Annotated in this window: 12 protein-coding genes; 8 read left to right on the forward strand and 4 right to left on the reverse strand. The window is 66.9% G+C overall.

Translation table 11 applies throughout. From position 1 onward, the window contains the following. Positions 1-263 precede the first annotated feature (263 nt). From JZ791_RS41275 to JZ791_RS41285, 3 genes are all read left to right on the forward strand, one after another. On the forward strand, positions 264-902 hold the full coding sequence (locus JZ791_RS41275) for a 5-oxoprolinase subunit B family protein (protein ID WP_216902964.1): 639 nt from the start codon (positions 264-266) through the stop codon (positions 900-902). A 196-nt stretch (positions 903-1,098) separates the two neighbouring features. After that, positions 1,099-2,067: a 5-oxoprolinase subunit C family protein gene (locus tag JZ791_RS41280; protein WP_256462061.1), complete on the forward strand. Its 969-nt coding sequence runs from the start codon at positions 1,099-1,101 to the stop codon at positions 2,065-2,067. 267 nt (positions 2,068-2,334) lie between these two features. Further along, positions 2,335-2,712 carry a nitroreductase family deazaflavin-dependent oxidoreductase gene (locus JZ791_RS41285; protein WP_216902966.1) on the forward strand — a complete coding sequence of 126 codons (378 nt, stop codon included), beginning with the start codon at positions 2,335-2,337 and terminating at the stop codon, positions 2,710-2,712. 33 nt (positions 2,713-2,745) lie between these two features. Here JZ791_RS41285 and JZ791_RS41290 read toward each other — a convergent pair whose 3' ends face one another. After that, positions 2,746-3,249: a nitroreductase family deazaflavin-dependent oxidoreductase gene (locus JZ791_RS41290; RefSeq protein ID WP_216902968.1), complete on the reverse strand. Its 504-nt coding sequence runs from the start codon at positions 3,247-3,249 to the stop codon at positions 2,746-2,748. A gap of 736 nt (positions 3,250-3,985) precedes the next feature. Between JZ791_RS41290 and JZ791_RS41295 the strand changes: the two genes are divergently transcribed. Next, the gene (locus JZ791_RS41295; protein WP_216902970.1) at positions 3,986-5,515 is read left to right on the forward strand and encodes a glycosyltransferase family 39 protein; all 1,530 of its coding nucleotides are present in this window, start codon (positions 3,986-3,988) and stop codon (positions 5,513-5,515) included. A 617-nt stretch (positions 5,516-6,132) separates the two neighbouring features. On the opposite strand, the gene JZ791_RS41300 is transcribed toward JZ791_RS41295, so the two are convergent. Then, positions 6,133-7,710 carry an FAD-dependent monooxygenase gene (locus JZ791_RS41300; protein ID WP_216902972.1) on the reverse strand — a complete coding sequence of 526 codons (1,578 nt, stop codon included), beginning with the start codon at positions 7,708-7,710 and terminating at the stop codon, positions 6,133-6,135. An 89-nt stretch (positions 7,711-7,799) separates the two neighbouring features. Further along, on the reverse strand, positions 7,800-8,414 hold the full coding sequence (locus JZ791_RS41305; RefSeq protein WP_216902974.1) for a TetR/AcrR family transcriptional regulator: 615 nt from the start codon (positions 8,412-8,414) through the stop codon (positions 7,800-7,802). Positions 8,415-8,741: 327 nt separating this feature from the next. Here JZ791_RS41305 and JZ791_RS41310 point away from each other — a divergent pair, with 327 nt between their 5' ends. Next, positions 8,742-9,107, forward strand: coding sequence for an ArsC/Spx/MgsR family protein (locus JZ791_RS41310; RefSeq protein ID WP_216902976.1), 366 nt, complete (start codon positions 8,742-8,744; stop codon positions 9,105-9,107). Positions 9,108-9,294: 187 nt separating this feature from the next. On the opposite strand, the gene JZ791_RS41315 is transcribed toward JZ791_RS41310, so the two are convergent. Next, complete coding sequence (locus JZ791_RS41315; protein ID WP_216902978.1) at positions 9,295-10,629, reverse strand: diiron oxygenase; 1,335 nt, start codon at positions 10,627-10,629, stop codon at positions 9,295-9,297. 101 nt (positions 10,630-10,730) lie between these two features. Between JZ791_RS41315 and JZ791_RS41320 the strand changes: the two genes are divergently transcribed. From JZ791_RS41320 to JZ791_RS47365, 3 genes are all read left to right on the forward strand, one after another. Continuing rightward, positions 10,731-11,462, forward strand: coding sequence for a TetR/AcrR family transcriptional regulator (locus JZ791_RS41320; RefSeq protein ID WP_308163438.1), 732 nt, complete (start codon positions 10,731-10,733; stop codon positions 11,460-11,462). Positions 11,463-11,505: 43 nt separating this feature from the next. Further along, entirely contained in the window at positions 11,506-11,844 is a 339-nt protein-coding gene (locus tag JZ791_RS41325; protein WP_216902980.1) for a hypothetical protein, read from the forward strand. 282 nt (positions 11,845-12,126) lie between these two features. Next, a complete protein-coding gene (locus tag JZ791_RS47365) occupies positions 12,127-12,246 on the forward strand; it encodes a DUF3761 domain-containing protein (RefSeq protein WP_498049418.1) in 120 nt (39 codons plus the stop codon). Positions 12,247-12,362: the final 116 nt, after the last annotated feature.

The following is a 12,362-nucleotide window of genomic DNA, read 5'->3' on the forward strand; positions in this document are numbered from 1 at the left end:
GGGTACGGCTGAGCGTTCGTGCGTGCCGGAGTACAGCGGCGGCTCGGGGCGGCGCAGCGATCGATGGGATGGTCGCGCCCTCGCTCGTGCCCGGGCCGAGCGGTTGGCGAGGTGCGGGCATGTGTGAGCGGAGTATTGGTGTGGCGCGTATCGGAGTTGAGGGGCGGCGAGGGGTGGACCGGAGCGGTGTTGCTTCTGGTTCGATCGCTGTGTGAATGGGCGCGCGGTGGTGGCTCGGGGCAATGTCGAAGCGAGGAGTTGTCATGGGTGAGTTGATGATTCGGTCGGCGGGGGATCGGGCGCTGCTGGTGGAGCCGCCGGATCTGGAGACCATGGCGGGGTTGGTCGATCGATTGCGGGCCGATCCTGTTCCGGGTGTTGTGGACTTCCTTCCTGCCGCGCGCACGGTGTTGATCACGCTGGCGCCACGCACCGATGCGGCGAAGGTGGGGCAGCGAGTGCGCGATGCCTGGACGGCGGGGGCAGCCTCGGCCGCTGATGTCTCGAAAGGTGCTGATGCCGTGGAGATTTCGGTTCGCTACGACGGTGCCGACCTAGGCGAGACGGCGGAACTGCTTGGTCTGAGTACCACGGAGCTCATCGCCCGGCACACCGGTGTGGTGTGGCGGTGCGCGTTCATCGGCTTCGCCCCGGGGTTCGGTTATCTGGAGGCGCCCGAGGCGGGTTTGTCGGTGCCGCGCCGGGATCAGTCGCGTACCGCGGTCCCTGCCGGAGCTGTGGCCCTCGCCGGCGGTTACAGCGCGGTCTATCCGCGCACTTCGCCCGGCGGCTGGCGGCTTATCGGCACCACACGGGCGCCGATGTGGGACCTGGACCGCCCCGAACCAGGTCTGCTGTGGCCCGGCACGCGCGTGCGCTTCGTCGCGGTGGAGGAATTGTGAGCGCGACGTCGGTTCGGAGTGTGGCGGCACCGGGTCTCGGCACGAACCTGATTGGTACACAGGTGGTTCGGAGGGGATCGAAGCACACCGATCGTGCGAAGCGGTGTCGTATCAGAACGGCGGCGTCGCATGCCGAGGTGAGAAAGCGGCCGACCGGGGTGGTAGGACGGCGTAGTGCGGGACAGGAGGCGACGACATGAACGGGGTGCAGCCGGGGCTTCGAGGGCCCCAGGTCATGGCGGATGATCACAGTGGGACCAGCCGGGGGACGGTCGTGCAGGCCGAACAGATTGGTTCGTCGGTCCGGACGGTGCGCGTCGCGGCGCCCGGGATGTTCAGCACGATTCAGGATCTCGGCCGTCCCGGGTGGTTTCACGCAGGCGTCGGAGTTGCCGGGGCGGCCGATCGTTGCTCGTTCACCTTGGCGAACCGACTCGTCGGCAATGACGAATCGGCCGCTGCGATCGAATGCCTGATCGGTGGGCTGGCCTTGGAATTCACCGCGCGCGCGGTGGTCGCGGTGACCGGCGCACCGGCTCCGATCACCCTCGACGGCCGACCGGTCGGACATGCCTCGGTGCTGGGTCTGCGGCAGGGACAGCGCCTGGCGCTGGGAAGCGCCGCGACCGGGATGCGCAGTTATATCGCGGTCCGTGGCGGAATCGACCTCGCGCCCGTGCTCGGCTCCCGTAGCCGTGACACGCTTGCCGGGATCGGACCCGAACCGCTGCGCGCGGGTGATGTGCTGCCCGTGGGTCCGCCGCCGCAGCGCTGGCCGGAGGTCGACGTGGCCCCGGTCGCGCGGATGACCGACAGCATGCTCACCGTGCGGGTGCGGCTGGGCCCGCGGGAGGACTGGTTCGAACGCCCGGAGACATTGTTCGCCGGATCGTGGCAGGTCGGGGCCGACGTCGATCGTGTCGGCGTGCGGCTCGACCGCGCGTCCGAGCATCCACTGCTGAACCGGGCGAATACCGCAGAACTTCCCACCGAGGGAATGCCGTTGGGCGCCATCCAGATTCCGCCGTCCGGGCAGCCGGTGATATTCCTTGCCGATCATCCGATCACCGGGGGCTATCCGGTGATCGCCACTGTCATGGATGCGGATGTCGACGCCGTGGCCCAGGCCCGTCCGGGGCGGCGGATCAGATTCGTGCGGGCGTGACGGCCGCAGCGATCTGATCGAGGTCGCGGCCCGCCGCTCACGCCTGAGCAGATTGCGGACGAGGCATCCCCGATTGCTTTGGGCGGGAAAGCATGACAACGCGGCCGGCAGCGTTGTAGCGAGTGCAGACGACCGCGGCCGACCTTCGCGATCCGAACGATGACGGACTGTTGTCGATCTGTAGCAAGACACAGTGCCCGAATCGGGTTCGGTGAGCGTAGCCTGTGCTGCGGCTGTTGGTGTACGAGAAATCCGAGAGGGGATGCTATGCCGCTGCCGAAGGGGTTAGCGAAGTTCAATCGAGTGGCCACCAACCGGGTCGCGGGCCTTGTCGCCGGGCATATGCCTGGAATGGCCATGGTCGTGCATCGCGGGCGCAGGTCCGGCCGGGTGTATCGCACCCCGGTGAGCGTGTTCGGGCATGGCGACAGCTACCGGATCGCGCTCAGCTACGGCCGAGATGTGGACTGGCTCAAGAACATTCTGGCCGCGGGGGAATTCGAGCTGGAGTTCGGCGGCCACACCGTCACATTCGTCGAACCCGTCGTGCACCATTCCGACGGAGCGTCGTGGGCCCCGATCGGCGTGCGTCAGTGGTTGAACACCATCTCCGCAGATCTCTATGTCGAGGCACATCCGAGATGATTTCGGTTGCGGGGCCGACGATTCCGGGCGCTCTCAGACGAGAGTGAGGCGGATGACCGCGCCGCCGAGCTGCCAGGTCTGGTAAATATCGGCTTTGTTCGGATTGCCGGATCCATCGAACCCGATGCCGTTGAACCCGGCGTTCTGGTGGTTGTCGCGGGCGATAGCCTCGTACAGCCGCATGACTGACTCCTGATCGCGGAGCACCTCGGCAGAGGCGGTGCGTGTGGGCCCGCCCATCGATACCTGAACCGGCACATCCTTGCGGATGTTCTTCACCCACGGATGCATTGCGGTGCCGATCAGCAGTACGCCCTCGTCCCGGGTGTAGGCGACGGGAATGTCGTACCGTTTACCGGATTTGCGGCCCACGACGTGCAGAATCAGCAGTCTGCGCCCGACGATCGCACCCAGTCCGGGCACACGCAGCAGAAATCCGATGAACTTGTTGAGCTGGCGCTGATAGGGGCGGATGGGCTGCGGCCCGGACGTCGACGGGGTGCCGAACGGATTGCCTGTCTGGGATTCGGATGACATGTCCGCCTACCTTTGCGCGCGGGGATGTGAGCCGGTACGACTCTCGCTACCGTGTCCGACGATGCCAGTCTACGACGGCAGGTGACCCCTGGCCTCCCGTTGCATTTTCCGGCGGCAGTGGACATATCCGGGCATCGTGCTGGTCGTCGTCGGGATCCTGGAGACTTGTCAGAAACCCGGCGTTCGGTCCTGGAGAATGCTGCGACAGATCGGGTGTCGCGTGCAGTCGCCTCGAAACGTGCAGCTCGGCGTGGTGGCCGTGCGGTAGCGCTTGGCGGTCGTGGGTGCCGTGTCCTTGTAGGTGCAGGAGAACCGGCCTCCCGCTACATTCTTTGGGTGTAATTGTCCGAAACCGGAGTTTCGGTCCCGGAGAATGGAGCAATAGGCCGGGTAGTTGCTCGCGCGGTGGTGTGCAGGCGGCTCGTAGAGTGCGGTGTGGTGGCGGCCGTGCACTGAGATCGCTGTGAGCGCGGTATCGGGTCGGCATCGCGGCGGGTGGCTGGGGGGACCGGCCTCCCGCTACATTTCGCGGCTCGATTTGTCCGAAAGCGGCGTCTCGAGGCGGAAAAATGCAGCGATAGGCCGGGCTTCGGGTGGTGATATCAGGACGTGTGGATCAGGCTCGACTACGCCGCATGGCCGACGGCGACTCGCCCGCGAGGTGGATAGCAGGGGCTGTGCGGCCGGATAGATTCGGCGGGTCCGGTGTTCGCAGACGTGCGGGGGAGTTCATCCGATGACCGACGTGGTGGAACGTTCGAGCGACGAGGTGGCGGTGGCGCCGGCGCGCGCGACCGTGGCCGTCGGCGCGGTCGCGGTGGTGTCGGCGGCGATCCTGTGGTTCTGCGCGTCGCGATACGGGTACTTCGGGGACGAGATGTACTTTCTGGCTGCCGGGCGGCGGCCGGGCTGGGGGTATGCCGATCAAGGGCCGGTGCTGCCGCTGGTGGCGCGCGCGATGGATACCGTCGCACCCGGGTCGTTCCTGGTGCTGCGGTTGCCCGCCGTCGTGCTGACCGTTGTGTCGGTCGTGCTGTGCGCCGAAATGGCGCGCGCGTTCGGTGGCGGCCGGACCGCTCAGATGCTGGCGGCGATCGGTTATGCGAGCTCACCGTTCCTGCTCTTGCAGGGTGGGCTGCTCACCACCAATGCGGTCGACACCGCGCTGTGGGTAATCATCACCTGGCTGCTGGTGCGCTGGGTGCAGACGCGGCGCGATGGACTGCTGCTGATCGCAGCGCTGGTGACCGCGGTGGATTTCCAGGTGAAATGGCTGATTCCGTTCTTCTGGGTCGCGATCGTGGTGAGCGCCTTGGTCTTCGGGCCGCGGGATCTGGTGCGACGGCCGCCGCTGTGGGCGGGTGGGCTGATCGTGGTGATATCCGCTGTGCCGGAACTACTCTGGCAGGCGGGGCACTCCTGGCCCGAGCTGGCGATGGGTGGCGAGATCGCCGGCGAGGAGGCGGTGCTGGGCGGGAAGCTGCTGTTCCTGCCTGGGGCGGTGGTGCTGTGCGGATTCCTGGGCACACCGCTGTTGCTTTGCGGGATCTGGGCATTGTTGCGGCGCGGTGAATTCCGGCAGTATCGGTTTCTCGGGGCGGCGTTGGTCCTGCTGTTGCTCGTATTCCTGGTCACGGGCGGACGGGTGTACTACGCGGCCGGGATGTACGCGGTCGTGATCGCGGCGGGTGCGGTCGGCGCGGTGACGGTGGTCGGGGGGATGCCGGTGCCGTGGCGGCGCGTTGTCATCGTCGTGGGTGTGGCACTGGGGATTTCGTCGGTGGTCGTGGTCGCCGACGGCACTCCGTGGCGGCCGGAGGACAGGATCCCGCCGCCGCCGAACGCCGCGGCGGCGGCCGTACAGATCGGGTTGTACGGCCAGTTCGGCTGGTCCGAGCTGGTCGACTCGGTCAGCTATGCCTACGACGCGCTGTCGCCCGCCGAGCGCGCACGCACCGTGATCATCACCGACACCTACTGGCAGGCAAGCGCATTGGATCAATTCGCCCGTTACAGCCTGCCACCCATCTACAGCCCCAGCCGTGGCTTCGGATATTTCGGCACCCCACCCGATACCGAAAGCGCGGTCTTGGCCGTCGGCAGCACCGAGCCCGCGCTTCGCAGCCAGTTCGACCACGTCGAGCCGGTCGGCAAGGTCGACACCCGCCTCGGTTATCCGGGCAATACACAAGACGTGACGATCTGGAAGTGCACGGGGCAGCGCAAGCCGTGGAGTCGGGTGTGGCCACAGTGGATGCACCTGTGACTATCCGGGCCGCCATCTCGGCATGTGCCTTCGGCTGCCATTTCGGGTATGCGTGGTCGTCATTTCCGTTGGAGCATTAGCGGGATCAACTGGTACACAATTGGTTACGGCGGATCCGGCCAAAGCATGCCGGGCTGACGGGGGTGGCACGCTGTTCTCGAGGAGCGTGCCAGGACGGTAGGACGTGCCGGAGGGTAGGGCGGCGGGGGTAAGGCTGCCCGGAGCTGTGCTGGGGACGGCGGGGCCGAGGTTCCCGGGGCGTCGGAACATGCCGGCGGTCCGTGTTGCCGTGCCGAGATAGTGGCTGCGCTTTCGAGGCTGAGCAGTGCTGGAGCGGGTCGATCCGAGGCACGAGCGTGACGGGATGGCAGAGACGGACTCTTCCGCGGGGAGGTGCACAGAGGGTGAGGCCGACTCGGGCGGCGTACCAGGTGGAGGGTCGGTCGGTGCGCTCGAATGACGAGAACTACCGAGCGCTGCCCTGAGCGGGGTGGCACGCTGGTTTCACCAGGGGAGGAACGCCTGAACGACTGGGCATGCTGGTGGTCGGATTGCGCTGGGCGGCGGGCACACCGGGCCGCTCGGGTGACGGCGCGACGTCGCCCGAGCGGCGGTGATCAGTGCCGAGATTCGGCGAGTTCGCGGGCGGGGCCGAACCAGCGGGTCAGGGCTCGGCGCAGGCTGTCGGCTTCCGGCTCGGTGCCTGATCCGTCTGTGGCCCAGGCGATATAGCCGTCGGGGCGGATCAGTAGGGCGGCGGCCGGTGTGTCGTGGGCGGTGGCGGTGACGATATCCACTCGGTCGGACCACTTCTCGGCGTGGACGGCGGTGGCGCCGGTGAGGTCCAGCAGGATCGGGCGAGCGGTGCGCAGTAGTTCGGCGATGCGGTGCGAACCGTCGGCGGTGTGCACGGTGAACTCGGGTATCAGGTGGCCGGAGAGCGGATGCGGGTCGCCGGTGTCGTAGCGGACATCCGTTCCGGCAAGCAGATTCGCGATGTGCGCGGTGACCTCGGGGAGGTGCAGAAGTTCGCCGAACAGCCGGCGCAGTGCCGTGATCTCGGGTCCGGGTGCGATCAGGGCGCTCTGCGACAGGCTCTGCATCATGACCCGCTCGCCGACCGGATACCTTTCGCTCTCATAGGTATCCAGCAGATCGGCCGGTACGTCGCCGCGCACCACCGCGGCCAGCTTCCAGCCGAGATTGATCGCATCCTGCATGCCGAGATTGAGTCCCGGACCGCCCATCGCCGAATGCACGTGCGCCGCGTCGCCGACCAGGAGGACATTGCCCGCGCGGTAGTGCTCGGCCTGCAGGGTGTTCTGGCCGACCGTGCGGCGCAGTGCATGCGGTCCGGGGCCCTGTGGCGGCGCTATCGGGACGGATACGCCCAAGACCCGCTCGACGCTCTCGCGCAGTTCGTCCAAGGTGACCGGCGTATCGTCCGAGACGGGGTCGACGTCGTATTCGGTGCTGCCGATCATCGCGCGGCCGGGGGCGAATTCGGCATAGACGAACATGCCGCGCTCGACTCGGTTGTGGCCGAAGGCGAACCGGCCCGCGCCGGGGATCTCGATGCCGCCGTCGGGGGTCCGCTGCGCGCCGGGTATCTGCGCGTGGCCGACGCGGGTGATTCGCCTGTCGTCGCTGGAACCCCGGAACTCGATCCCACTCCGCTTGCGCACCAGGCTCTTACCTCCATCGGCGCCGATCAGGTAGCGGGTGGTGATCTCGTACGGGCCGTCGGGCCCGGTGACCGTGGCGATGATCCGCTCGCCCTCGATCCGGAAGTCGGTGAGCGCGTGGGCCCACCGGATGCCCACCGCGAGCTCCTCGGCACGGTGGACCAGCCGTTCGACCAGGCGGGCCTGTGGGATCGGCAGTGCGTACATCGGATTGTGCTGCAATGCAGCCAGATCCAGCCGCAGAGCGCTGAAGATATAGGAGGGGAGAGGTTGTGGGATGTCGCCGCTCGCGCCGCCGAACATATCGTTCTCGGCGGGGCGATACAGCCCGCGCATATCGATCAGCCGCACCACCTGTCCGACCAGGCCGTTCGCCTTCGGTTGGTCGCTCGGCGTGGGGAGGGATTCCAGGACGATCGGCTGGACCCCACCCAGGGCCAGCTCGCAGGCGAGCATGAGCCCGTTCGGGCCTCCGCCGGAAATGATGACATCGGTAGGTGTTTCGGACATGACGAGATCAACCCCTGTCGTGTGTGATTTCGGTGTCAACGGGATCGCGAGAGGCGTTCCCGTTCAGTGGTTCTCGATGTGAATGGGTGTTATCGGGCGCTCGGGTCGGGTAGGCCCCGGGCGAACTCGGTGAGGGCTCGGCGCAGGATCGTGGTCAGGGGCTCGGGCGGATCCGAGTTGACATAGATTGTGATCGCTACGCCATAAGCGGAATTTATCGCTGCCGCAACCAGTTTCGGATACATGTCGCCGGGTGGTGTACCCGTGCGCTCGGCCACCGCCCGCTCGAGTTCGTCACCCGTACCGCCCGCGAGGGTGGCGTACATCTCCGGTGAGGCCAGAATCTTGCGCGGCTCCGCGAGCATGGCCGGGGTGGGTATGCCGTCCTGCACGCCGTCGGCCATCAGCGGCTCCAGCATCGCCTCGACAATCGCGGTCCACAGCGGCTCGTCCGCCGGGCGTGCGCGCAACGCTTCCGCGCCGCGCCGTATCCGTTCGAGTTGCCGGTAGGCCAATGCCTCGTACTTGCTGGAGAAATAGTTGTTGAAGGTGCGGACCGACACCCCGGCGCGGGCCGCGATGTCTTCGCGGACCACGTTTTCGAGCCCACGCTCGAACATGAGGTCCAGTGCGGCATTGCTGAGTGCTTTGCGGGTGTCGAGCTTCTTGCGTTCCCGCAGGCCCAGGGGTTGTTCATCGGCCATGGGTCCAGTGTGAACCAAAATTGCTCATCGGGCAAGAGTGCTCGATGAGAAAATTTGCCCGCCGGGAAATATACTGGAGCATCTTACGGGCGACTACGCCGGATGGTCGCGTGTACCCCATGGTCGGATCCTGCACCCCAGCCAACACGAATGATATTGTTACACAGTAGGATTCGTATTCCAGGAGGCGGTCGAGAAGTCGTATCGTCGACGGGACGAGGAACTGGCGGACCCCGCCCGTGCCCGGTCGCACCGAGGCGCGGCCGGATTCACACTGTGCCGCACCTACTGTCTCGCGCGCGACTCACCGAGTTAAGGTGAGTGCTCATGACATCCGAGCAGATGGAGATCTGGCACAATCCGCGCTGTTCGAAGAGCCGCGCGGCCAAGGCGGCGCTGGACGCGGCGGGAGTTTCGTACACCGAGCGGCGTTATCTCGAGGATCCGCCCGGCGTCGAGGAGATTCGCGCCATGCTCGACCGGCTCGGCCTCGACCCCTGGGATATCACCCGCACGGGCGAGGACGAGGCCAAGGAGCTGGGCATCGCCGGGTGGTCACGCACGCCCGCCGACCGCGAACACTGGATCGAGACCTTGGCGCATCATCCGAAGCTGATCCAGCGCCCGATCGTCGCGGGCAGCCGGGGCGCGGTCGTGGCTCGGGACGAGCAGTCGCTGAAGTCCTTGCTCTGAGCGGGGTCGTCCGGTCGCCCGTGGGTGCGGTATCCGCCATACCCGCCGTGCTTTTGGCGGGAATGCGCATCTTGTGACCAGGGCTAGCGCCGGATGACGACGTTGGGTCGGTCGGGATGACGATGTCAGGCCGACGGGGATGGGTGTCGGGGTGACGGACGGGCGGCCGCGTCGTATGCGACGGTGCTCAGTCGGTCGGGGTGAGTGCGAACGGCGGCTCTCCGACTCCGATGATGCGCAGGTCACCCCAGGGATCCCGCTCTTGGAGCGTCGCCGTGACAGGTGTGCGGCCGGGCAGGGTCAGCTGGACGTGGGCGCGACCGGGGTCGGGGAGGTCGGCGGGGTTCGCGCTGTGCACTCGGCCGTACCAGTGGTACTGGCCGTCGATCGGGTCGATGTGGCCGCTGAGGGTGACGGTGACCTGTCGTTCGGCTCCGGGGGCGTCCAGGAGTGCCGGGCCCGAATATTCGTGCGACGGTTCATGATCCGCCGGGATGGAGGGATCGGAGGAACTCGGGTACAGACGGCGCACGATGCGGCCGGCGCGATCGGCCGCGTCCAGCAGTCCATCCAGGCCCGGCGGGGTGGGGAAGGATCCGAGGCGGGTCGGTGGTGCGTCGGTATGCCAGAGGCCCTGCTGCTGCCAGATCCACTTGCCGACGGGGGTGATAAGTCCGTGCTTGTCCAGGAATGCGCCGAGGTTCGCCGCGCCTATTCCTAACGCCCGCTTGCTGTTCGGGTTGGACCTGGCCACACGGCGGGCGCTGCGGCCGTCCAGTCCGGCCCGGGTGTACATGTGCCGGTTGGTCATCAGGTGCACGAACAGCGGTGCGGCGACCGTGACACACAGTCGCACATAAGCCAATTCGGCCCGCGACATGGTAGGAACGCGGCGGGCGAGGGCATCGCGGGCGAAGCCGATGTGCCGGGCCTCTTCGGTTACATGCACCCGCATCGCGCGTGAAACCAGCGGCTGCAGTTCGGGATCGTCGAGGGTGCGGCGCTGGATCGCGTCGAAGATCTCCTCGCCGACCAGCGCGCCGACCCACGTCATGGACCCGCGCAGCAACAGCTGCAGCGACGAGATGACCAGGCGTCCAGGCGGTGTCGGCCAGTAGGGCCGGGCCTGGATGCGTTCGATCAGCTTGCCGAACATCATCATGTGGCGAGTCTCGTCGCCCATCTCGGTGAGTGTGTAGTGCGAATGATTGCTCGTCGGGTCACCGTTCATCAACTCGCGCAACAACAGTCGGTTGAGCAGGTTCTCGAACCAGATGCCGGCCGACAGCACGTTGGCCAGCTCTTGGCGGGACAGCTCGCGCCGCTCGGCAGGGGTCATCGACTCCCACAGTGCGGTGCCGTACAGCGAGATGACCTCCGCCGGGAGGAACAGCTTGTCCGGATCCAGCGGCGCGTCCCAGTCCAGATCGACCACCGGGTCGTAGGACTTCTTGACCGATCCGGTCAGCAGTCGCTGGGCGAAGGATTCCCGGGGGAGCATTGCTGCGGCGTCGTTGCCCATGGCGCTCTCTCCAATAGCCAGAAGTTAGTGATACAAGCGGTAACATTCAGGTTAGTGAGACATGCTGTATCGGTCAATAGTCGCGCGGGTATCGTTGTCGTGTGGCCGAGACCAGGGGACGGGGGAGCAGGGGCGAGGCTGCGGGTGCGGCCGTGGACGGCCGCAGCACACGATGGGACGGTCACAAGGAGCGCCGCCGCGCCGCGGTGCTGGATGCCGCGGTCGAGACGATCGAGGACTCCGGTGTGGACGTCTCGGTCCAGCAGATCGCCGATCGGCTCAGCCTGCCGCGCCCGGTGGTCTACCGCCACTTCTCCGGGCGCGCCGACCTGGACGAGCAGATCCGCCGCCGCATCCTGGAGCTGCTGCTGGCCGAGGTGATGCCCACGCTGCGCGCCGACGGCACGGTCAGGGACGCGGTGCGCGGTGCGATCGCCACCTACGTCGGCTGGGTGGAACGCCACCCCCGCCTGCATCGATTCCTGGAAAGCCATGCCCCGCATGGAGATTCGTCACACGCCCTCGACGGCGCCCGTGACCGGATCGGCGGCCGGCTGGCCGACCTGTTCGCCCTGGCGCTGACCCGTTCGGGCATCGATCCGGTCCGCGCACGCCCCATGGCCTTCGGCGTCATCGGCCTGGTCGACGGCGTTGTCACCAGCTGGCGCGCCGACCCCGGCTCGACCCTCACCTCCGAACAGATCGAGGGCATCCTCACCGAATCGGTCCTGTCCCTGTTCGAGGGCAACGCCCACAGCCTCGGCGTCCCCCTCACCCGCCACACCCCGGTCGCCGACCTGCTGTCCCAATCGAAGGCCCTGCGCCCCATGTGAATTCGCTTGCACCGGATATCACGCCCGGCGTATGGTCCGCCGCATGTGCAGATATGGGCTGTACGGGCCGTACAAGAGCCACTACGTGTGCCTGCCCTGCCGCCTGTCGTTCAAATACTCCTCGGCCACACCGCACTGTCCACGCTGCCGCCGGGAGATGATCAACGTCGGCCGAGACTTCGCCGCTCCTCGACGTTCGGACCGATCCGGATGGAAGGCCCTGGCCGCGGTCCTGGAATCCGGGCTCCGATTCCATTCCTGCGGCTGTGGGGGACCCGGATACCGGCCCCGCACCCGATCGGAGGTCCGCGAGCGGACCCTGTGGGCCCGCCGCCAGGGCATCCCACTCGACCGGGCTCTCGAGACCAGCGTGATCTCGTAAAAACTGGCCGAGTAACCCGCGTGGTCAGCGAGCAAGGACATGTCGGCGAGTTGCCGAATCCGGGCTGTAGCGCCACCCGCGATCCGGTCGTAGCATCGCATGTAGCACGTGAAGGTCTGGCCGCACCGAATAGGTTTCACCTACTTGGGAGTCGCGTTGACCAGTGCGTTACGGCGGTTTTCTCCAGCTGTCTGCATGGTGGCAATGGTCGGTTTCGGAAGTCTGGCTGCCCCGATCTCATCGGCGACAGCACAACCCGACTTGTGCCCGACCGGCTTCTACATGGACGCTCAGGGCGTGTGTACCCAAGGTCCCGGAAAGGCCAACCAAGCGCCGCCCGGGGCAACAGCTCAGTGCGAGGATGGCGATTATTCGTTCAGCCGAGATCGGTCGGGTACCTGATCTGACCACGGTGGCGTCGCGAAGTGGCTTTAGTCACGGAGGAGCGGCGCCGGGGCGACACGCTTTACCCGTAGACGCGGGCGGGGGCGGGGATGGTGTGCATTTCGGTGACGGAC

It is taken from the genome of Nocardia alni, from assembly GCF_019038435.1.
Lineage (GTDB): Bacteria > Actinomycetota > Actinomycetes > Mycobacteriales > Mycobacteriaceae > Nocardia > Nocardia alni.